The organism is Rhodoferax potami (assembly GCF_032193765.1).
Lineage (GTDB): Bacteria > Pseudomonadota > Gammaproteobacteria > Burkholderiales > Burkholderiaceae_C > Allorhodoferax > Allorhodoferax potami.
The window spans coordinates 2,217,634-2,239,502 of record NZ_JAVBIJ010000001.1 but is presented as its reverse complement, the minus strand read 5'-3'; the positions used below and the strand labels follow the sequence as shown (position 1 = coordinate 2,239,502).

At 60.2% G+C, this 21,869-nt stretch carries 17 protein-coding genes and 1 pseudogene; 8 read left to right on the top strand and 10 right to left on the bottom strand.

Going from position 1 to position 21,869, the window contains the following annotated elements; all coding sequences use genetic code 11:
• Positions 1 to 25 precede the first annotated feature (25 nt).
• Both RAE21_RS10690 and RAE21_RS10685 read right to left on the bottom strand, forming a co-directional pair.
• Positions 26 to 883 (bottom strand): HTD2 family dehydratase, encoded by an 858-nt coding sequence (locus tag RAE21_RS10690; protein ID WP_313881353.1) that lies wholly within the window; start codon positions 881 to 883, stop codon positions 26 to 28.
• Positions 884 to 900: 17 nt separating this feature from the next.
• Entirely contained in the window at positions 901 to 1,869 is a 969-nt protein-coding gene (locus RAE21_RS10685) for a Bug family tripartite tricarboxylate transporter substrate binding protein (protein ID WP_428984062.1), read from the bottom strand.
• Positions 1,870 to 1,958: 89 nt separating this feature from the next.
• On the opposite strand from RAE21_RS10685, the gene RAE21_RS10680 reads away from it, so the two are divergent.
• Entirely contained in the window at positions 1,959 to 2,873 is a 915-nt protein-coding gene (locus RAE21_RS10680; RefSeq protein ID WP_313881351.1) for a LysR family transcriptional regulator, read from the top strand.
• Here the strand turns inward: RAE21_RS10680 and nadB are convergent.
• The 5 genes and pseudogenes from nadB to RAE21_RS10655 form a co-directional block, all read right to left on the bottom strand.
• A complete protein-coding gene (gene nadB, locus RAE21_RS10675; protein WP_313881350.1) occupies positions 2,863 to 4,470 on the bottom strand; it encodes an L-aspartate oxidase in 1,608 nt (535 codons plus the stop codon). The two genes, RAE21_RS10680 and nadB, sit on opposite strands and share 11 nt — an antisense overlap.
• 29 nt (positions 4,471 to 4,499) lie before the next feature.
• Entirely contained in the window at positions 4,500 to 5,246 is a 747-nt protein-coding gene (locus RAE21_RS10670) for a YoaK family protein (protein WP_313881349.1), read from the bottom strand.
• A 31-nt stretch (positions 5,247 to 5,277) separates the two neighbouring features.
• The gene (metG, locus tag RAE21_RS10665; RefSeq protein ID WP_313881348.1) at positions 5,278 to 7,446 is read right to left on the bottom strand and encodes a methionine--tRNA ligase; all 2,169 of its coding nucleotides are present in this window, start codon (positions 7,444 to 7,446) and stop codon (positions 5,278 to 5,280) included.
• A 388-nt stretch (positions 7,447 to 7,834) separates the two neighbouring features.
• A complete protein-coding gene (locus tag RAE21_RS10660) occupies positions 7,835 to 8,647 on the bottom strand; it encodes a crotonase/enoyl-CoA hydratase family protein (protein ID WP_313881347.1) in 813 nt (270 codons plus the stop codon).
• Positions 8,648 to 9,228: 581 nt separating this feature from the next.
• A pseudogene (locus RAE21_RS10655) lies at positions 9,229 to 11,247 on the bottom strand (oxidoreductase); the annotation flags it as partial.
• 138 nt (positions 11,248 to 11,385) lie between these two features.
• On the opposite strand from RAE21_RS10655, the gene RAE21_RS10650 reads away from it, so the two are divergent.
• Positions 11,386 to 11,928 (top strand): PadR family transcriptional regulator, encoded by a 543-nt coding sequence (locus RAE21_RS10650; RefSeq protein ID WP_313881346.1) that lies wholly within the window; start codon positions 11,386 to 11,388, stop codon positions 11,926 to 11,928.
• A 219-nt stretch (positions 11,929 to 12,147) separates the two neighbouring features.
• A complete protein-coding gene (locus RAE21_RS10645; RefSeq protein WP_313881345.1) occupies positions 12,148 to 12,804 on the top strand; it encodes an FxDxF family PEP-CTERM protein in 657 nt (218 codons plus the stop codon).
• Positions 12,805 to 13,009: 205 nt separating this feature from the next.
• Here the strand turns inward: RAE21_RS10645 and RAE21_RS10640 are convergent, their stop codons facing one another.
• On the bottom strand, positions 13,010 to 13,621 hold the full coding sequence (locus RAE21_RS10640; protein ID WP_313881344.1) for an FMN-dependent NADH-azoreductase: 612 nt from the start codon (positions 13,619 to 13,621) through the stop codon (positions 13,010 to 13,012).
• A gap of 116 nt (positions 13,622 to 13,737) precedes the next feature.
• Between RAE21_RS10640 and RAE21_RS10635 the strand changes: the two genes are divergently transcribed.
• Positions 13,738 to 14,673 (top strand): LysR family transcriptional regulator, encoded by a 936-nt coding sequence (locus RAE21_RS10635; RefSeq protein WP_313881343.1) that lies wholly within the window; start codon positions 13,738 to 13,740, stop codon positions 14,671 to 14,673.
• A gap of 38 nt (positions 14,674 to 14,711) precedes the next feature.
• Here the strand turns inward: RAE21_RS10635 and RAE21_RS10630 are convergent, their stop codons facing one another.
• Together RAE21_RS10630 and RAE21_RS10625 are read right to left on the bottom strand one after the other, a co-directional pair.
• Positions 14,712 to 14,921, bottom strand: a complete 210-nt coding sequence (locus tag RAE21_RS10630; protein WP_313881342.1) for a hypothetical protein — start codon at positions 14,919 to 14,921, stop codon at positions 14,712 to 14,714.
• A 52-nt stretch (positions 14,922 to 14,973) separates the two neighbouring features.
• Positions 14,974 to 16,239, bottom strand: a complete 1,266-nt coding sequence (locus RAE21_RS10625; protein ID WP_313881341.1) for a patatin-like phospholipase family protein — start codon at positions 16,237 to 16,239, stop codon at positions 14,974 to 14,976.
• A gap of 152 nt (positions 16,240 to 16,391) precedes the next feature.
• Between RAE21_RS10625 and apbC the strand changes: the two genes are divergently transcribed.
• The 4 genes from apbC to RAE21_RS10605 all read left to right on the top strand — a co-directional run bounded on the left by apbC (position 16,392) and on the right by RAE21_RS10605 (position 21,867).
• A complete protein-coding gene (gene apbC / locus RAE21_RS10620; protein WP_313881340.1) occupies positions 16,392 to 17,483 on the top strand; it encodes an iron-sulfur cluster carrier protein ApbC in 1,092 nt (363 codons plus the stop codon).
• A 15-nt stretch (positions 17,484 to 17,498) separates the two neighbouring features.
• Positions 17,499 to 18,446 carry a LysR family transcriptional regulator gene (locus RAE21_RS10615; RefSeq protein WP_313881339.1) on the top strand — a complete coding sequence of 316 codons (948 nt, stop codon included), beginning with the start codon at positions 17,499 to 17,501 and terminating at the stop codon, positions 18,444 to 18,446.
• Positions 18,447 to 18,557: 111 nt separating this feature from the next.
• The gene (locus tag RAE21_RS10610) at positions 18,558 to 20,099 is read left to right on the top strand and encodes a methyl-accepting chemotaxis protein (RefSeq protein WP_313881337.1); all 1,542 of its coding nucleotides are present in this window, start codon (positions 18,558 to 18,560) and stop codon (positions 20,097 to 20,099) included.
• 139 nt (positions 20,100 to 20,238) lie between these two features.
• Complete coding sequence (locus RAE21_RS10605; RefSeq protein WP_313881336.1) at positions 20,239 to 21,867, top strand: OFA family MFS transporter; 1,629 nt, start codon at positions 20,239 to 20,241, stop codon at positions 21,865 to 21,867.
• The last annotated feature ends 2 nt before the right edge of the window (positions 21,868 to 21,869 follow it).

Genomic DNA, 21,869 nt, shown 5'->3' with positions numbered 1-21,869 from the left:
GCGATGAGATAGAGGGATCAGGGTTTCAGGCAAGCGTCGCCGTGGCATCCATGGTCAGAAACCCTTCGTGGTCTCTGCCCCAGAGGCGCACCGTCTTGCCGTCTGCAGACGGCTCTCCGTGTACGGAGAAGGGGTGGATGTCAAACGTGGGCCGCACGGCCTTGAATTCGAAATTGCGCACCACCGCATCGGGCTTGTTGCTGCGCAACAGGTCCATCAGCAAGGTGGCAATCAGCGGGCCATGAACGATGAGGCCGGGGTAGCCCTCGACTTCGGTGACGTATTTGCGGTCATAGTGAATGCGGTGACCGTTGAATGTCAGCGCCGAGTAGCGGAACAAGAGCACGTCGTCGGGCACGATGTGGCGCTCCCACGCAGAGCTAGCGGGGGACTGTGTGGGTGCGGGCACCACGTCATCCGGCTTGGGGGCATCGCGGTACACGATGTTGTGGTGTTCGGTGAGTGCCGGATAGCCCTCGCCATTGCGGCTAATCTCGTGGCGTACCTTCACAAAGATCAGGTTGCCGGTGCGGCCTGACTTTTCCTTCACATCCATGATGGTGGAGGTGCGGCGAAGCTCATCACCTACCAACAAAGGTGCGTGAAAGGTGAAGTCGCTGCCCGCCCACATGCGGCGGGGTAGGGGCACGGGGGGCAAAAAGCTGCCACGTTTGGCGTGCCCGTCGGCGCCGATTTCTGATTGGGCGTACATCGGCAGGAAATACAGCCAATGCCAGAGGTACGGCAGCGGTGTGCCGGGGGCGGGGCGTTGCCCTGCCAGGGGCGCAGGCCAGTCCAGCGTGGCGGAGAGCGCGGCATACGGGGTAGCGGTGGCAATGTCGTCCACGGTTTCGCTGCGGCCGATCCAATCTTGCAAATTCATACTGTGTGCTCCCCGGCTCAATCGATTTGAATCTTGGCCGCGGTCACCACCGCTTTCCAATGGGCAGCTTCTTTCTTGACGAAGGCTTTGAGCTGGTCTGGGGTGCCTGTTTCGACTTCTGCGCCCTGGTCTTCAATCTTCTTCTCGGTCGCTTTGTCGGTCAGGATGGCGTTCATCTCCTTGTTGAGCTTGTCGATGACGGCCTTGGGTGTTTTGGCGGGTGCAAACATCGCGTACCACTGCGACATGTTCACGTTGGCAATGCCTTGCTCCGCCAGCGTGGGCAGTTCCGGCATCACGATGGAGCGTTTCTCGCCGGCAATGCCCAGTGCGCGCAGCTTGCCGCCCTTGACCTGCGGGTAGGCGGTAAACATGCTGGGGAACATAAGCTGGGTGCTGCCCGCAATGGTGTCCACGACGGCGGGTGCAGAGCCCTTGTAAGGAATGCCCTGCATTTCCAAAGCTGCGGACATCCGGAACAACTCGCCTGCAATGTGAGGTGCGGTGCCGTTTCCTGCGCTCGCGTAGTTGAAAGTGTTGGGTTTCGCTTTGATCAGCTGGACCAGCTCTTTCGCGTTCTTGGCCGGCACGTTGTTGTTCACGACTAGTACGGTAGGGGATGCAGCAATCATGCCGATGGGCTCGAAGTCAGTGACCGGGTCGTACTTCAGCTTTTGCAGGGCCGGGTTGATGCCATGGGTAGCTATGTAGCCGAGCATGATGGTGTAACCGTCTGGCGCAGCTTTGGCCACATGTTCAGAGGCAATGGCGCCGCCGGCACCGGCCTTGTTTTCTACTACTACGGGTTGGCCGAGTTTGGCACTGAGGCCTTGGCCGATGATCCGGGCAATCGCGTCATTGGCGCCGCCCGCAGCCGTCGGGACCACGATGGTGATGGTTTTTTCAGGCCATGCTTGGGCGAGTGCCTGTGAAAGCGGGTTAAACAATGCGCCAAGGGCAACCGTGGCGGTGAGCAAATTCTTCATGGGCATAGCCTTGTCTCCTGATCGTTATGAAGCGGATGTTGCGCTTTGCCGGTCGGTTTGTGAATTGCAACTTTTGCTAGTATTGGTGCATGGCACGCATCAATTTCGATTTGCAGCAACTTCAGGCTTTTGTGGCCGTGGCGGAGCGGGGCAGCTTTCGCGCAGCAGCGGACGAGATCCACCTGTCTTCTCCGGCGTTAAGCCGACGCATCGAGAGGCTGGAAACTATCCTGGGTGCCAAACTGTTTAATTGCACCACCCGCGATGTGAAGTTGACGCCGCTGGGGCGCACTTTTCTCGAGCGCGCCCGCGCGGCACTGGACGATCTGGAAGCCGCTATGCTCGGCATCTCTGACATTGCGGGAAGCCGCATAGGGCGGGTGACTGTGGCCTGCGTGCCCTCAGCAGCGCTGCATTTTTTGCCTTCGGTGGTCAGTTCATTCAGCGAGAAGTTTCCGAAGATCCGCATCCGCTTGATGGATGAGGCCGCCGGCCAAGTGGTGGCCAGTGTGCTGGCGGGTGAGTGCGACTTCGGCATCGCGTTTATGGGCAACCAGGTGCCGGGGGTGGACTTCCTGCCAATCCATGATGACGAGTTTGTGCTGGCCATGCCCCGCGGACACGCCATGGCCAAGCGCCGCTCCGTGGCGTGGGCAGATTTGGCCGATGAAAAGTTGATTGCCGTTGCGCGCAGCAGCGGCAACCGCCAGTTGCTGGACGATGCCTTGGCCCGTGCCGGCTGCAACCCCTCCTACCGCTTTGAAGTCAGCCACATTGCCACGCTGTTGGGCATGGTGGAGGCAGGTTTGGGCATGGCAGCTGTGCCACGGCTGGCTTTGCCCGCAAACCACCCCATGCTGGTGGGGGTGTCATTGCGACAGCCCGCGGTCTCCCGGCAACTGGGCCTCACTACGTTGCGTGGCGCGACCCTGAGTGCACCCTCGCAGGTGTTTTACGAGCACCTGCGCGCAGCGCTTCAGGCCAAGAAAAAGCCTAAGGCGTGAGGGTCGTGGGGACCGCCACATCCAGCATACCGGGGTAGTCGCGGCTGAAGTGCAGGCCGCGGCTTTCGTGGCGGGCTTGGGCGCTTTTCACAATCAGGTCGGCGACCTGCACTAGGTTGCGTAGCTCCAGCAGGTCGCGCGTGACATGGAAGTGGGCATAAAACTCGGCAATCTCGTCTTGCAGCAAGGCAATGCGGTGGGCAGCGCGCTCCAGCCGTTTGTTGGTGCGCACGATACCCACGTAGTCCCACATGAAGCGGCGCAGCTCGTCCCAGTTGTGGGAGATGACCACGCTCTCGTCCGCATCGGTGACGCGGCTGTCGTCCCAGGCGGGCAACTGGCGTGGTGCCTCTGAGCTGCCGCTGGCCAGCTCACTTGCTATCAAAGCGGTAGCGGATCGCGCAAACACCATGCACTCCACCAGCGAATTCGAGGCCAAACGGTTCGCGCCGTGCAAGCCGGTGCAGGCTGTTTCGCCCACGGCGTACAGGCCCTCTACATCGGTGCGGGCGTCGAGGTCGGTGACCACGCCGCCGCAGGTGTAGTGGGCCGCCGGCACCACAGGGATGGGCTGCTTGGCCATGTCGATGCCCAGCTCCAGGCAGCGGGCGTAGATGTTGGGAAAGTGCTCTTGGATAAAGCTCAGCGGCTGGTGTGAGATGTCGAGGTACACGCAGTCAAAGCCGCCTTTTTTCATCTCGAAGTCGATGGCGCGGGCCACCACGTCGCGCGGGGCCAGCTCGGCACGCGGGTCGTGCTTGGGCATGAAGCGCTCGCCGGTCGGCAGCAGCAGGCGGCCGCCTTCGCCACGCACCGCTTCGGTGATCAAAAAGCTCTTGGCGTGCGGGTGGAACAGGCAGGTGGGGTGGAACTGGATGAACTCCATGTTCTGCACCTGGCAGCCCGCGCGCCAGGCTGCGGCAATGCCGTCGCCAGTGGCGGTGTCGGGGTTGGTGGTGTAAAGGTAGACCTTGCCCGCGCCGCCGGTGGCCAAAATGGTGTGGGGCGCTTGGAAGGTGAGCACTTCGTCGGTGTCGTCGTCCAGCGCGTACAGGCCCACACATCGGTTGGGGCCAGCTTGGCCGAGTTTGTTGGTGGTGATCAGGTCCACCAGCGTGTGGTGCTCAAACAGCGTCACATTGGCGCTGGCTTTCACCTTTTCAATCAGGGTCTGTTGCACTGCGGCACCGGTGGCATCGGTCACATGGACGATGCGGCGCGCACTGTGGCCGCCTTCGCGGGTGAGGTGCAGCTGGCCGGCGTGGCCGGCTTCTTCTGAAAACGGCACGCCCAGCTTTTGCAACCAGGCGATGCTTTGGGGCGCGTTTTCCACCACGAACTGCGTGGCTTTGAGGTCGCACAGGCCGGCACCGGCAATCAGGGTGTCGTCCACGTGGGCGGCAAAGCTGTCGTCCTTGTCCCACACGGCAGCTATGCCGCCTTGGGCCCAGCCACTGCTGCCTTCGCGCACCGCGCGTTTGGTGAGGATGGCTACGCGGTATTGCTGCGAGAGCAGCAGCGCCGCACTCAGACCGGCGAGGCCGCTGCCAACGATGAGCACATCAAAGTGCAGCGAAGAGGGGAGTTGAGTAGACATTCGCAGAAAAGAAAAGAGGTCGGTGGCGATCAGCCCAGGGTCTGCGTGTAACGGCGCAGGTCGTTCAAGGCGGGGCGGGCTACCAGGTACAACAGAATCAAGGCCAGGGGCACCGTGGTGACAAAGCCCAGGGAGTTAAAGCCCAGAGCCCCGACCCACGCGCCGAGCACAAAGCTGCCTATCAGCTTGCCGAGCAGGCGGAGTTTGTCGGTGTTGGCCTGGACGGGGGCGGCTTGGGGGTCCAGGTTGAGGTAGACCATCTTACCCAGCTCAATGCCGACATCGGTCACCATGCCAGTCAAGTGGGTGGTGCGGATTTCGGCGCGCGAAATCTTGGTGATCACCGCGTTCTGTAGCCCCATGATGAAGCAGAGCAGGGTGACCGTGAGCGGGGTGAAAAAGTAATAGGCGTAGTTCATAACGCCCCCGAAAATGCCAAACACCAGCAGCAGAGCCGCTTCCAGCAGCAGCGGCAGGCCGTAGGCGACCTGCAGCCGGCAGCGCAAGCCCCAGTTGACCAGCACCGAACTGGCCATGGCGCCGAACACAAAGGCGATCAGCATGGCCATGCCGGTCAGGGCCACCTCGGTGTGGCCCAGCACCACCGAGTCCACCACCGACGAGACGATGCCCGTCACATGGGAGGTGTATTGGTGCACCGCCAGAAAGCCCCCCGCATTGGTGGCCCCGGCCACAAAGGCCAGTGCCATGCCGAGGCGGGTGTTGGCTTCAGGGGTGCGCTCGGTATCGATCCAGCCGTAGGTCCAAGGGAACATGGTGACGAGGCCCGGATCGCGCTGCGTGGGTTCAGTGGATGCGCATGCCAGGCTGGGCGCCGGGCCAAGGGTTCAGGATGTAGATGCCGGGGTTGGTACCTTCATCTGCATGGCTGGCCGCCATGACCATGCCTTCGCTGATGCCGAACTTCATCTTGCGCGGTGCCAAGTTGGCCACCAGCACGGTGAGCTGGCCCACCAGCTCTTCGGGCTTGTACATGCTGGCGATGCCGCTGAACACATTGCGCGTGGTGGGCTGGCCGTCAGCGTTCTTTTCACCCACATCGAGGGTCAGGCGCAACAGCTTGGTGGAGCCTTCCACGGCTTCGCAGTTCACTATTCTTGCAATGCGCAGGTCGATCTTGGCGAAGTCGTCAATGCTGATGGTGGGCGCTAGCGCCTCGCCACCGGGGGCATTGGGGTCGACCGGCACAGCGGCGGGCGCTGACTTTGCTACTTTTTTAGGAGCTGCTTGCGCAGGTTCTGCCTGCGCTAAAGGCTCTTTTGGTTCAAAAAGCGCTTCCAGCTGCTCGGGGGTGACGCGTTGCATGAGGTGTTGGTAGGGCTGGATGGCTTGTACATCGCCGGCCACGGCCCAGGTGTCCATGGGGCGGCCCACAAAGCTTTGCACCGCTTGCGCCAAGCCTGGCAGCACAGGGGCCAAGTAACGGCTCAAGGCGTCAAACGCGTTGATCAGCACCGAGCACACTTGGTGCAGTGCCTCGTTGTTAGCCACGTCTTTGGCCAAGTCCCAAGGCTTGTTCTGGTCCACATAGGCGTTGACTTTGTCGGCCAGCAGCATGACTTCGCGGGTGGCCTTGCTGTACTCGCGGGCCTCGAAATGGGCGGCCAGCGCGTCAGAAGCACTGCGGATTTCAGCCAGCAGTGCACCCCCTTGGGTGCCGAAGTTGCTGGTCAGCTTGCCGTCAAAACGCTTGGTCAAGAAGCCGGCTGCGCGGGAGGCGATGTTGATGAACTTGCCGATCAAATCGCTGTTCACCCGCAGCATGAAGTCTTCGGCGTTGAAGTCGATATCTTCATTGCGCGCCGACAGCTTGGCCGCCAGGTAGTAGCGCAGCCACTCGGCATTCATGCCCAGGCTCAGGTACTTGAGCGGGTCGAGGCCGGTGCCGCGGCTCTTGCTCATCTTCTCGCCGTTGTTCACGGTCAAGAAGCCGTGCACGAACACGTTGTTCGGCATCTTGCGGCCGCTGAACTTCAGCATCGCCGGCCAGAACAGGGTGTGGAAGGTGACGATGTCTTTGCCGATGAAGTGGTACTGCTCGGTGTCTTCAGCCTTGATGTATTCGTCAAAGCTGCGGGCGTCGCCGTGCTTGGCCTTGGGGCCGCCTTTGTCGAACCAGTTTTTGAGCGACGCCAAGTAGCCCACAGGCGCGTCCAGCCACACATAGAAGTACTTGCCCGGCGCATCGGGAATCTCGATGCCGAAGTAGGGCGCATCGCGCGAAATGTCCCAGTCGCCCAAGCCTTCGCTCTGGGTGCCGTCCGGGTTGGTGCGCACGCTGAACCACTCTTTGATCTTGTTGGCCACTTCGGGCTGCAGCTTGCCGTCTTGCGTCCAGTTTTCCAGAAACTCCACGCAGCGCGGGTCGGAGAGCTTGAAGAAGTAGTGCTCAGAATTCTTGAGTTCGGGCTTTGCGCCGGAGAGGGCCGAGAAGGGGTTGATCAGGTCAGTAGGCGCGTAGACCGAGCCGCACACCTCGCAGTTGTCGCCGTACTGGTCTTTGGCGTGGCACTTGGGGCACTCGCCCTTGATGTAGCGGTCGGGCAGGAACATGTTCTTCTCGGGGTCGAAGAACTGCTCGATGGTGCGCACTTCAATCAGACTGCCATCGGCGCGGTCGCGCAGGTCACGGTAAATCTGGCGGGCCAGCTCGGTGTTTTCGGGCGAGTGGGTGCTGTGCCAGTTGTCAAAGCTGATGTGAAAGCCATCCAGATACTGCTTGCGGCCGGCGGCGATGTTGGCCACGAACTGCTCGGGCGTCACGCCAGCCTTTTCAGCCGCAATCATGATGGGCGCGCCGTGGGTGTCGTCCGCACCCACAAAATTGACCGCATTGCCCTGCATGCGCTGATACCGCACCCAGATGTCGGCCTGGATGTATTCCATGATGTGACCGATATGGAAGTTGCCGTTGGCGTAGGGGAGGGCGGTGGTAACGAATAGTTGGCGGGGCATGGGGAATCGACTTTCACAGAGGGACCAGTGATTTTAGTCGGGCTGTGCTCGTGTTCCGTATTTGCGGGGGGATCAGGCGGGCTGGGCGCTTTGCTACGTGTCCCCCGGCCTTCGGCCTCCTCCTTGGCCTACGCAAAACGCCCAGCCCGCCTGATCCTGCGCGGATGGTTCGAGGCACGTTGTGAAAACAGTCAGCCGCCCCACCCCTCAAGTGATGTGACTTGCAAACATACAAAGTTCACCACGCCTCGCTTCGCAGCAGCAGGTTGGGGGTGCGTACCGCAGCGAGGTCAAGGAGGAGCCCGCTGAAGCGGGCGGGGGACACGAGCGGAGGTACGTACCCCCAGCCTGCTGCGAGCCCAGCAAAGACGCAAGCGCGATAAGAAGCTCAGTCCTTAAACACAGGCGCCCGCTTCTGCATGTTCGCGGTCATCGCCTCGGTCAGGTCCTTGCTCATCAGCATGGCGGCGTTCCAGGTGGCGATGTAGTTCAGGCTGTCAGCCACGCTGTGGTCGCGTGCATAAGTGATCATTTCCTTGGTGCCGCGGATCGAAAGTGGGGACTTGGCCGCAATCGTGGCTGCAATCTCTTGCACCCCGGCGTAGAGCGCCTCGCGGCTTTCAAACACGCGGTTCACCAGGCCGATGCTCTTGGCCTCCGTGGCATCCATCTTGCGGCCTGTGTAAGCCAGCTCGCGGGTAATGCCATCGCCCACCAGTTTGGGTAGGCGCTGCAGAGTGCCCACGTCGGCGGTCATGCCGATGTCGATCTCTTTGATGGTGAAAAACGCATCGGCACTGGCATAGCGCATATCGGCGCAGGTCACGAGGTCGATACCACCCCCGATGCAGCCGCCATGGATGGCAGCCAGCACCGGTTTGCGGCAGCGCTCCAGGCTGGTCAGTGTGTCTTGCATGTCCAGAATCATGCGGCGCAGGCTCTCGCGCATGCGGCCGTCGCACTCGTTGGCGATCTGCGGGCCTATGCCCATCATCATTTGCAGGTCGATGCCCGCGCAAAACAACTTGCCGTCGCCTTGCAACACCGCCACCCGCGCCTCGGGCGTGCGGTCCACCCACTCAAAGGCTTGGCGGATCTCTTGCCACATGGTGGCGCTCATGGCGTTGGCTTTGTCGGGGCGGTTCAGGCGGATGGTGGCAATGTGCGCGTCCAGCGTGACCTTCAGGGTTTCAAACTCCATGTGTGTCTCCTTTTATGTGCCAAATAGGCCGCTAGCGCAGGTGAAATGTGCGCGAGCAGCTATTATTTTTATAGTGTTGATGAGTCCGAAATTCAGGTCTTGGCTGGCTTCATCATGGCCATATAGGGCGCCAGTCGCTTGCCCATCTCGTCGCCCAGCGCTTGCAAGCCGCTCATGGGGCGCACCATCACTTCAAAGTCGGTGATCTTGCCCTCGGCGTCGAACTGCACCATGTCGATGCCTTTGAGCTCTTTGCCATTCACCTTGGCGCTGAACTCCAGCACCAGGCTCAGACCATCAGCACTAGCCAGCTCGCGGTGGTATTTGAAGTCTTCAAACACCTGCACCACGTTGGTTAAGATGACTTGTACCGCCTGCGCGCTGGGGTAGGGTGTGTGCGCCATGGGCGAGCGGAACACGGCCTTGCGGTGCAGGATGGTGGGCAGCTCGGCCAGGTTGTTCTCGGCAATCATCTGGTGCCATAGCTTGAGGCTGGCGGCCACCGGTGCAGGCAGGGTTTGCGCCAGCGTGGGGGCAGCCCCTGCTTCTGCCGTTTGAGCTGGCACAGCACCAAAGGCCAAGGCCAGTTCGGTGCCTTGCTTGATGGCGCGCTTGGCGTCCAGCTCGGCAGCCACATCGGCGCCGCCGATCAGGTGCACGTTGACGCCTGCGGCTTGCAGATCAGCCTGCAGCGCGCGCTGAGGGTCCTGGCCAGCGCAGACCACTACGTTGTCTACCGGCAGCACCATGTCCTTGTCGCCTACGGTGATGTGCAGGCCGGCGTCGTCCACCTTGCGGTAGGTCACACCGTTGATCATCTCCACTTCGCGGTTTTTGAGCGATGTGCGGTGAATCCAGCCTGTGGTCTTGCCCAGGCCATCGCCCACTTTGCTGGTCTTGCGCTGCAGCAGGTAGACCTTGCGCGGTGTCTTCTCGATGTGCGCGGGCTTCAAGCCACCAGCGCTGGCATAGGCAGTGTCCACACCCCATTCCGCAAAGAATTTGGCTTGGTCCAGGCTGGGGCTGGTGCCTTCGTGCAGCAGGAATTCGGCGGTATCAAAGCCGATGCCGCCTGCGCCAATCAGTGCCACTGTTTTGCCCACGGGTTTCTTGTCGCGCAGCACGTCCAGGTAGCCCAGCACTTTGGGGTGCTTGATGCCTTCAATCTCAGGCATGCGTGGTGTTACGCCGGTTGCCAGCACCACGTGCTTGAAGCCGGCGGCTGTCAGGTCTTGTGCGCTGACTTTTTGGTTCAGCTGCAGCTTCACGCCAGTCAGCTCAATCTGCTTGCCAAAGTAGCGCAGGGTCTCGTAGAACTCTTCTTTGCCGGGCACCTGCTTGGCCACGTTGAACTGGCCGCCGATTTCGCTAGCCGCGTCAAACAATGTGACCTCAAAGCCGCGCTTGGCCGCTTCCGTAGAAAAGGCCAAGCCGGCCGGGCCTGCGCCCACCACGGCGATGCGCTCTTTGCTGGGGGCCGGGCTGTCCACCATCAGGGTTTCGTGGCAGGCACGCGGGTTCACCAGGCAGCTGGTGATCTTGCCGCCGAAGGTGTGGTCCAGGCAGGCCTGGTTGCAGCCGATGCAGGTGTTGATCTGGTCGGCTTTGCCCTCGGCCGCCTTTTGCACAAACAGCGGGTCAGCCAGGAATGGGCGGGCCATGCTCACCATGTCTGCTTGGCCGCTGCTAAGAATTTGCTCAGCCACCTCCGGCGTGTTGATGCGGTTGGTGGCGATTAGCGGAATCTTCACCTTGCCTTTGAGCTGCTCGGTCACCCAGGCAAACGCTGCGCGCGGCACTTTGGTGGCGATGGTGGGGATGCGTGCTTCGTGCCAGCCGATTCCGGTGTTCAGGATGGTCACACCTGCTTTTTCAAGTTCCTGCGCCAGTTGCACCACCTCTTCTTTGGTAGAGCCGCCTTCCACCAGGTCCAGCATGGAGAGGCGGAAGATGATGATGAAGTTGGCGCCCACCCGAGCGCGCGTCTTGCGCACGATCTCCAGGGCAAAGCGGATGCGGTTTTCATAGCTGCCGCCCCACTCGTCGTCGCGCTGGTTGGTTTGTTTGGCAATGAACTCGTTGATCAGGTAGCCCTCAGAGCCCATGATCTCCACGCCGTCGTAGCCCGCGCTTTGGGCCAGGGCCGCTGCGTTGGCGTAGTCCTCGATGGTCTGGCTCACCTCTTCTGTGGTCAGCGCATGGGGGCGGAAGGGGCTGATAGGCGCCTTCAGCGCACTGGGCGCCACCAGTTCGGGGTGATAGGCATAGCGGCCGAAGTGCAGGATCTGCATGCAAATCTTGCCGCCTGCGGCGTGTACCGCGTCGGTCACTACCTTGTGTTTGTCGGCTTCCTTTTGCGTGGTCATGGCCGCGCCGCCGGGCATGGGGCGGGCGCGGTCATTGGGGGCAATACCGCCGGTCACGATCAGGCCTACACCGCCCTTGGCGCGCTCTGCGTAGAAGGCGGCCATGCGGGTAAAACCGTCTTTGGCTTCTTCCAGGCCCACGTGCATGGAGCCCATGAGCACCCGGTTTTTCAGGGTGGTAAAGCCCAAATCCAGAGGGGCGAGCATGTGGGGGTAGGTGAGCGTGGCAGTCATGGGTGTCTCCTGTTATGTGTTCGGGTGGCCGGCCGGCACCAAGGCACGCGCGGCTATGCAACCAGTTGCAGTGTAGAAGTCTAGCCAGATTTATGCAACTGGTTGCATAGTTAGAGTGCTGCCCTTAGACTCGCCCGCATGTCGCTTGCCCATGCCGTGCTCACATCGTTGATTGAAAAACCGTCCTCAGGGTACGAGCTGGCCAGGCGGTTTGACAAGTCCATTGGTTACTTTTGGCACGCCACGCACCAGCAGATTTACCGCGAACTGGCCCGCATGGAAGACAAGGGTTGGATCGTTTCTGACAGCGCGCCCGACGCGGGTGCTACCCGGAAGCGGGAGTACAAAGTGTTGCCAGCCGGACGGGCGGAACTCGTGCGCTGGACCAGCGAGCCCGCCGAGCCCATGGATTTGCGGGACGAGTTCACCGTCAAAATCCGCGCCGATGCAGCGTTGAATGAAGTGGACTTGAGTGATGAACTCCGCGCCCGCATAGCCCAGCACACCGAGCGGCTGGCGCATTACCGCGCCATCGAGGCCCGGGACTTTGGTAGGGGCGATGCGATGCCGCGGGCCAAGCGGCTGCAGCATCTGATCCTGAAGAAGGGGATCATGTTTGAAGAGGGCAGCATCGCTTGGGCGCAGGAGGCGTTGGGGGTGTTAGAAAGCAGCGATGGCTGACAGCTCGGGTGTTATGACTTGAACGACTAGGCAGCGTCTTTGCAGCGATAGTGGTCATTGAAAAACAACGCACTGAATTTTTGTGGAGCAGTTGAAGCCTGAACAGTGTGTCTTGTCTCATGGAAAGTAAACAAATGTGCGCCTGTTGGTCCAAATGGACTATTCACACTTGCCGCCTGCTTTATTAAATTGCGAAGCTTATTATTTGGGAGCAACTTTATGAAAAAGATTATTTCAGCCCATGTCATTGCATTGGTGGCAGGCTTTTCACAGGCTGGAGAAATTACTTCAGCCGGGACTGTTCTGACCAACACTTTAGGCAACTATGGGAGCGGCTATCCTGAAGTGATTGGAATGACTAACCAGTCTGGTTTGTCAGCAAACTACATCAGCGGTGTGACAGATTTTGATGCGTTCATTGCCTCTGGAGTTACCCACAGCGGTGGGGACCGTAACAGCTGGCTGGGTAGTTCTAGCGTTTTTAGCGGCTCTCTGACATTTGATTTGGGTGCAACTTATAGTATTTCCAAATTTGTAATGTGGAACGGTGCTAGTGGTATCAGTGCCAGTGTCAAAGGCTTCAGTATCACCACGTCCAACGACAGTACATTCAGCACTTTCACCAATGTAGGAAGCTTCACTGGTCAGCAAAACGACTATGCGGCCACTGTCTACGACTTGCTTGACACAACCGCCAGATATGTCAAGTTCAATATTGATGGTAATTTTGGAAACGGTTGCTGTATTGCAGTTGGAGATATCGCTCTTGAAACTTCAGTCACTGCTGTGCCAGAACCCGAAACCTACGCCATGATGTTGGCTGGTTTAGGCATGATTGGCGTCTCCTTCAAACGCCGCAAAGCCAAGCAAGCGTAAAGCAGTTTCAGCCCAAACAGATGGGGGCTTCTGCTCCCATTTTGCTGTGTAGCGAAAGACCACTTCAAGCCTTTAAGAGACTAAGCTTTTAGCCGTTGTGCGCACTCCGTATTCGCTAGAACTCAAACAACAAAGCCCGGCAGAGCCGGGCTTTGTTGTTTTTGCAGCGCCGGTTGATGTGGACCACCGCTGTTTTATCTGTCACTCAGGCAGCCAGCTTGGCAATTCCAATAGCCGCTTCAGCCAGTGCTTCCGCCTTTTTGGAATCGCCCATGGCCACCCCCTCAGCGCGCACAAAGCGCACATCGGTGATGCCCAAAAAGCCGAACACGGTTTGCAGATAGCTCTCTTGGTGTTCCGCAGCACGGCCCCAGTCGTTGGTGGAGTAGACGCCGCCGCGGGTGGACGCCACGATCACGGTTTTGCCACCGGCCAGACCTTGGGGGCCGGTTTCGGTGTACTTGAAGGTGCGGCCGACTTGGGCAACGCGGTCCACCCAAGCCTTGAGTTGGCTGGGGATGCTGAAGTTGTACAGCGGGGCACCCACCACGACCACATCGGCGGCCAGGAACTGGGTCACCAGCGCCTCAGAGATCACGTTCTCGCGCTTCTGCACATCCGTTAGTTCTGCACCGGCAGGGGCGCGGAAGCCCAGGGAGTCGGCAGACAGGTGGCTGGGCGTGTCTACGGCCAGGTCCAGGTACTCTACGGTGGTGTCGGGGTGGTTGTTGACCCATTGGGCGACGGTGTCTTTGGTCAGTTGGCGGGAGACAGAGTGGTCGCCCAAGATGCTGGAGTCGATGTGCAAGAGTTTCATGACAAGTCCTTGAAGGGGGGGGGTCGATAGGACTAGTTTCCAAGAAAGGCGAATGTTTGATAAGTCCGCATATTTGCGTTAGATTGTCCTGGGAATGGGACGATCAAGGGGCGCAAATGCAAGATACCAATGACATGCTGTACTTTGCCGAGGTGGTGGAGCGGGGCGGCTTTGCCGCTGCCGGGCGGCATTTGGGCATTCCCAAATCCAAACTTTCGCGCCGCGTGGCCGAGCTGGAAGCCCGGTTGGGCGTGCGCCTGCTACAGCGCACCACGCGCAAGCTTTCGGTTACCGAAGTGGGCGAGGTCTATTTGCGCCACTGCATTGCCATGCGCGATGCCGCGGAGGCAGCCGCCGAGGCAGTGGAGCAGGTGCAGACCGAGCCGCGGGGCACTATCCGGATTGCCTGCCCGGTGACGCTGGCCCAAAGCACGGTGGGGCCCATCATGGCGCTGTTTTTGGCGCGCCACCCGTTGGTGAAGGTGGACATGCGAATCAGCAACCGCGTAGTGGATCTGGTGGAAGAGGGTGTGGACGTGGCGCTGCGTGTGCGTACCTCGCTGGACGACAGTGGCAGCCTGGTGGTGAAGAAGCTGGGTGAGTCCAACACGGTGCTGGTAGCCAGCCCGCTGCAGTTGGCGCGGCAAGGGCAGCCTGCCTCGATCAATGATTTGGCGCACATGGACACAATTTCCATGTCGGCCATAGATGGCCGTGCCAGCTTGGTCCTGCTGGGGCCGGGTGGCGCCACACACACCTTGGTGCACCAGCCACGTTATGTGGCGGACGACTTGTTAACGCTCAAGTTTGCTGCTTTGCACGGTACGGGCATGTGCTTTTTGCCGGATTACATGTGCCGGCGCGAACTAGAGCAAGGCCGGCTGGTGCATGTGCTGCCGGGCTGGGCGCCGCCACGCGGCATATTCCATGCGGTGTACCCGTCACGCCGCGGCATGGTGCCGGCGGTGCGGCGGTTTTTGGACTTTTTGGGCGAACACACCAGTAATGAGGGCATGCCCGTGCTGCCGGCGGGCTGCCCGTCCATCGACTGAGGCCGTTTTGAGTCAATGCAAGCGCGGTGTGGGCTTGCTTAGTCCGGAACGCTGATACCCATTTCGGCCAGCTTTTTGGCCCAAGTGGCTCTGCGCTTTTCCGCTTTGGCAGCGGTATCCACCGCGGCTTTGATGGCGGCGGGCCCTTTTTTGGCCACGGTCTGGATCAACTCTTGTTTGTGAGCAGCATCGGCTGCGGCGCGGTGGTAAGTGGCCAGCAGACTGGCGGATGCGGAGGATGTGGTCACACGGGCCTCGAAGGCAAAACGCCTATTGTCTACGGTGCGCGACGGCGGGGAGTTACGGCAGGCGCAAGGGGTCTTTACGGCGTTCCACAAATTCTGTGTCGCCCGGTTCCGGGTCATTGTTGGCCGGGTCGTTCCAACCGAAGAACTTGCAAACCTCGGCGCGCTGCTTCTGGGCGTCGGCATATCCCAGCGCCATCAGCTCGGTGGTGTAGCCGCTCTCAAACAGCAGGTAGCTGGCGAGTGCGGCGCCTTTGACGTCGGCCTTGGCGGACGACACGCCCACGCCGCCCAGCATGGTGCGCACCGCATGCGGCAGGTCGCCCACGTGCCGCGAGGCGACCGCATCCAACCGTTGACTCGGCGCAATGACCAGCAGCTCAACCGGCCGCAAAGAGCTGCCCTTGCGCAAGTCCTCAGGAACCAGTTTGATGGTCTGGTTAATGCGCTGCACCCGTTCCACATCCACGGCCAGTGCATCCAAAAAGATATTCGACAAGGCGTGACCGGCGATCTGGGCGATGCTCGGGTAGCTGCTGGTGGTGTGGAGGTGCGCCTCTTCTTTGGGCTCGTACATGCGCCCGGCGCCGATCACCAGTATGCGTTCTGCTCCTAAATGGATAGCAGGTGCCACCGGCGCACTTTGGCGCATGGAGCCGTCGCCAAAGTATTCATCCCGCCCGTTGATGTGCAACTGCGTTGCCGGGAACACAAACGGGATCGCGCTGGATGCGAGCAGGTGTGCATGGGTGATCCGGTCCCGGACGGCGAATCGCTGGGTGCGGAACCAGGGCATGAGGCGCCTGTCACCTTCAAAAAAGGTCACGTGATCGCCGGTGCTGTAGCTGGACGCGGTGACCGCTAGCGCCTGCAAATGCCCTTGGCGTACCAGTTCTGGCAAGCGGTCCAGCGGCACCAGACCCTGCAGAAGTTCACCCAAAGGGCTGTTGTCCAGCAGAGAGCGCGGTTTGACGCGGCGCCATTTGGCCAGCACCCAGCCCAGCGAGAGCAGGGTCATCCAGGTCGCGCCGGAGCGCAACATACTCAGGTGGTCCGCGCGGTACACATCGTGCGCATGGAAGTTTTGCCAGGTGTGCGCGATTTTGCGGACGGTGCCGTCGAAATCATCCGACCCGCAGGCCAGGGCCGACGCGTTGATAGCCCCGGCAGAGGTACCGGCAATGATGGGAAAAGGGTTGGGTTGCCAGCCGGCACCGCAGGCCAGCCGCAAGTCGGCAATCGCTTCCAGGACTCCAACCTGGTAGGCGGCGCGCGCGCCCCCACCGGTCAGCAGCAGGCCGGTCATGGGTACGGGGGACATGGCAACGCTCATGCTCTTCATTATGAAAAGCCCACCGGACTTGTAAATAGCAAAGTGTGCGGGGTTAACCCTTGATTGGTGGCACAGACTTTGCACCTTGGGTAGCGGCGGGTATGCCCCCTTGGATAGACTCGCCCGATTCAGGAGTTTTTATGGCGTTTACCGAACAAGACATTACCCAGGCCCTGCAGAGCCTGATCGACCCGAACACCGGCGCCACGTTTGCCAGCGCCAAAGCTTTCAAAAACATCAAGGTCCAAGGCGCTGACGTGCAACTGGACCTGGAGCTGGGCTACCCCGCCAAGAGCCAATGGCCCGCGCTGGTGGCACTGGTCAGCGAGACCGCACGCACCGTGGCTGGCGTCGGTGCTGTGACCGTGAGCCCCAAGCTCCACATCGTGCCCCATGCGGTGCAGCGTGGTGTGCAGCTGCTGCCGGGTGTGAAAAACATTGTGGCCGTGGCATCCGGCAAGGGCGGTGTAGGCAAGAGCACCACCGCAGCCAACTTGGCGTTGGCCTTAGCCGCCGAGGGTGCACGGGTGGGCTTGCTGGACGCAGACATTTACGGCCCCAGCCAACCCATGATGATGGGCATTGAAGGCCGCCCCGACACAACCGATGGCAAAACCATGGAACCCATGGAAAACCACTGTGTGCAGGTCATGTCGATTGGGTTTTTGGTCGATGGTGACCAGGCCATGATTTGGCGCGGCCCCATGGCCACTCAGGCGCTGGAGCAGTTGCTGCGCCAGACCAATTGGAAAGACCTCGATTACCTGATCGTCGACATGCCGCCCGGCACAGGTGATATCCAACTCACCCTCAGCCAGCGGGTTCCTTTGACCGGCGCAGTGGTGGTGACCACGCCGCAGGACATTGCCCTGTTGGATGCAAAAAAGGGCATCAAGATGTTCGAGAAGGTCGGTGTGCCGATTCTGGGCATCGTCGAAAACATGGCAGTTCATGTGTGCAGCAACTGCGGCCATGTGGAGCACATCTTCGGTGCTGATGGTGGCAAGAAAATGGCGGCCGGCTATGGCATGGATTACCTGGGCGCCTTGCCTTTGGCTTTGCACATCCGTGAGCAAGCAGACAGCGGCACCCCGACGGTGGTGGCTGCACCTGAGAGCGAAGTAGCTGGCCTCTACAAGGGCATTGCCCGCCAGGTAGCGATCAAAATCGCGGCGCAATCCAAAGACTTCTCGAGCAAGTTCCCCACGATCACTATCAGCAAGAACAGCTGATAGCGCGTCGTTGGCATGAATCTGCTTTCGTCTCTGCGCTATCTGGTGGCTCTGGATGAGCACCGGCATTTCGCGCGTGCTGCGCAGGCCTGCCACATTACCCAGCCCGCACTCTCCAATGCCCTGAGGGCATTGGAAGAAGAGTTTGCCGTGGTCATCGTGCGCCGCGGCCGAACCTTTGTGGGTTTCACCCCTGAGGGCGACAAAGTGCTGGACTCCGCTCGCCGCATGTTGCACGAGCACAAGGTGCTTGCCCAATCTTTGCGCAGCACGGTGGACCAGCCTGCGGGCCGTTTTGTGGTGGGGGCAGTGCCGACGGCGGTGCCTATTGCCGCGCGGTTTGCTGCCATGCTCCATGCTCGGCACCCGGAGCTGATGCCGGTGGTGCTTTCGCTGAGTTCCAGCGAGCTTGAAAAGCGGTTGGAAAGCTTGTCCATCGATCTGGCGCTGGGTTACACCGAGCGCATGGATTTGCGGGCGGTGCAGCTGACGGCGTATCCGCAATACAACGAACACTACTTTTTGTTACGAAAATCCCGGACCCCGCATGCGTTCGAATTGCAGATCGCGGCGCCGGAGTCGTGGCTACAGGCGTCCGAGGTTTCTCTGTGCCTGCTGACCTCTGAAATGCACAACCGCACCATCGTAGATGCTTCGTTTGCGGCGGCCGGCTGCACTCCCAAAGTGGTGATGGAAACCAACTCTATTTTGACCATGGCCCTCAGCGTCGTGGCGGGCCAAGTGTGCAGCGTCATGCCCGGCGCGCTGGTGTCCACAGTTCGCGGCTACCGGGAGTTGGAGGCTGTGCCTTTGGTGAGCCCTCAAGTGCTCACCCCCATCAGCTTTATGGCGCAGACGGCGGTGCGGCCATCACGCGCCATGGAGGCAGCGCTGCAACTGGCGCAAGACAGTGCCTGGTTGCGCCATGTGGCGACGCATACGGGACTTTTAACCGCCTTTTAATTTGATTTGAATCAAGAAAATTGGTGTACAAACTGTGAGTTTCAAAGTCTTAAAACTTGCAGGGTCATTAGGTGTTGGACCGGCCATTGCAATCACAGAGAGTGACCTCCCATGCGCTTGTTCAATGGCCCCCAGCGGCGTGTCAATGCCGCTGCCCGAAAGTTTGCTGCAAGCCTGAGCGGTAGCTTTTCGCTGGACCCGCATGCGCGGATCGATGTGCAAGGGCGCTCCATGCCGGCGCTGCGCAACGGGGCTCGCACCCTCAACATGGACTTCGCACTGGCCGATGAGTTCACCCGCGAGACTGGCCTGGTCGCCACGGTGTTTGCAAGGGATGGCAGCGACTTTTTCCGCGTCACAACCTCGATTCGCAAGCAGGATGGTGAGCGCGCGATTGGCACCCCGCTGGACCGCTCCCAGCCCGCCTACACCGACGTGCTGCAAGGCCGCTCCCACACCGGCTATGCGATTGTTTTCGGCAAACAGTACCTCACCCGTTACGAGCCGATCAAGGATGGCCAAGGGCAGGTGATTGGCGTCTTGTTTGTTGGCTTGGACGTGACATCGTCGCCGGGCATGGGGCTGGCAGCATCGATGGCCTGGCGTGTCTCAGCGGTCTATGGCGTGGTGGAGCTGTTGTACCTTGCGGCAAACGGCCAGCTCGGGAGTCTCCAGGAAATGGGCATGAGTGGCTTCATGCTCGCGCTGCTGTGGGTGACCACTTACAGCCTGATGAATCACTACGTGGCCCAGCCCTTGAAGGCCGGTCACTCCGCCTCGCAGCGTATGGCCTCGGGGGATTTGACACGGCAGGTCCATGTCGGTACCAGTGATGACATCGGGCAAGTGCTGATGGCCATGAACAGCATCAACGTGGGTTTGACCCTGCTGATCGGCAAAGTGCGCAATGCCTCTGATGTGGTCGCTATGGGCACCAACGAAATCGCCGATGGCAATGTCGATTTGGCCAACCGCACCGAAAAGCAAGCCGGCGAGGTGAATGCCGCCGCGAGTGCAGTGCATCAACTCACCAGCACCGTAGCCCAGACGGCAGAGCAGACCCACAAAGTCAACCAGTTGGTCACCAGCGTGGCGGGCGTTGCCAGCAGCGGCAGCCAGGTGGTGCAGGATGTGGTGAGCACCATGGGGCAAATATCCACCAGTGCCAACAAGATCAACGACATCATTGCCTTGATTGAAGGCATCGCTTTTCAAACCAACATCCTGGCCCTGAACGCAGCAGTCGAAGCCGCCCGCGCTGGCGAGCAGGGGCGGGGTTTCGCCGTCGTGGCCTCAGAGGTCCGCAACCTCGCCAAGCGTTCGTCCACCGCGGCCCACGAAATCAAGGACCTGATTGCAGCCTCGGTGAGCAACGTATCTGCGGGCAGCCAGCTCGTGGAAAAGACCCGCGAGTCGATGGAAGAAATCACCTCGTCTATTGCCGAGGTGGTCCGCTATATCGAGGGCATCGCTCACGCCAGCCAGGAGCAGAGTGCCGGTATCGAAAGCGTGAACCGGAGTATTTCAGAAATCGACCAGATGACGCAGCAAAACGCCGCGCTGGTCGAAGAGGCCGCCGCTGCCGCCATGCGCATGCGTGATCAATCTCACACGTTGACGGATGCCGTCAACACTTTCAAGACCCCAGCCTAAATGCTGCGCAGCAGCATTTATTTTTTGAATCAATGCATGTGATGAATCCATTGGACTCATCCGGCTTGAACGGTGACACTGCGCCCGCCCCGTTGGACAGCGGTGGGTCAGTGTTTCTCTAAACCCCGAAGGAGACTTAATGTCTGGAATTCTCGACAAGGAACGGATCATCGCTGGTCCCGGCTTTAATCGTTGGCTGGTACCGCCTGCCGCTCTCGCTATTCACTTGTGCATCGGCATGGCTTATGGCTTTTCCGTGTTCTGGTTGCCACTCTCCAAAGCACTGGGCATCAAAGAAGCCATCAAGTGCGGCCCCGAAGTAGGTTTTTGGGCACAGCTCTTCACCACCAACTGCGACTGGCAAATCTCCACCCTCGGTTGGATGTACACCCTGTTCTTCGTGTTGCTGGGTTCCAGCGCTGCGATCTGGGGCGGTTGGCTTGAGCGTTCGGGCCCCCGTAAGGCAGGCGTGGTGTCGGCGGTGTGCTGGTGCGGCGGTATGTTGATTTCCGCCCTCGGTATTTACACCCACCAGTTCTGGCTCATGTTGTTGGGCTCCGGCGTCATTGGCGGCATCGGTTTGGGCTTGGGGTACATCTCCCCCGTGTCCACACTGATCAAGTGGTTCCCGGACCGTCGTGGTATGGCCACCGGCATGGCGATCATGGGCTTTGGTGGCGGTGCCATGATCGGCTCCCCCCTCGCGGCTGACTTGATGAAGTACTTCGCCACCCCCACCGATATGGGCGTGATGCAGACCTTCGTGGTGATGGCGCTGATTTACTTCGTGTTCATGATGGCAGGTGCCTTCGGCTACCGCGTGCCTGAAACCGGCTGGAAGCCAGCAGGCTGGAACCCCCCACCCGCGCAAGTGAACAATGCCATGATCACCCAAAAGCACGTGCATGTGAAAAAGGTCTGGGGCATTCCCCAGTTCTGGCTCATCTGGATGGTGTTGTGCATGAACGTGAGTGCTGGTATCGGCGTGATCGGCATGGCTTCCCCCATGTTGCAAGAAGTGTTCGGCGGCACCTTGATCGGTGTGCAAGCCAAGTTCGGCGAGCTCGACAAAGCCCAGTTGGCAGCGATTGCCACCGTGGCAGCCGGCTTTACTGCGTTGCTCTCGTTGTTCAACATCGGCGGCCGCTTCTTCTGGGCCAGCTTGTCCGACAAGATGGGTCGCAAGATCACCTACATCGTGTTTTTCGTGTTGGGCGGCCTGATGTATTTCAGCGTTCCCGGCAGCGCAGCCGCAGGCAGCATCGTGCTCTTCGTGGGTGCTTTCTGTGTGATTTTGAGTATGTACGGCGGCGGCTTCGCCACAGTGCCTGCGTATCTTGCTGACTTGTTCGGTACCCAGATGGTGGGCGCGATCCACGGCCGTCTTTTGACTGCATGGGCGACTGCCGGCGTGTTGGGTCCAGTGGTGGTGAACTACATGCGCGAATACCAACTCGGCTTGGGCATTCCGCGTGAGCAGGTTTACAACCAGACCATGTACATCCTGGTGGGCATGTTGGTTGTGGGCCTGATTTGTAACCTGCTGGTTCGTCCGCTGGACAACAAGTGGTTCATGACCGACGCTGAGTTGGCTGCTGAAAAGAAACTGGCTCACGAACGTGCTGCCGCTTCTGAAGTCGGCACCAGCACTGGCGGTGCAGACACGATCCCCACCTGGGTGGTGGCATTTGCTTGGGCGGCTGTGGGCCTGCCTTTGGCATGGGGCGTGTACCGCACCTTGCTGAGCGTTGCCAAGTTCTTCGCTTAACG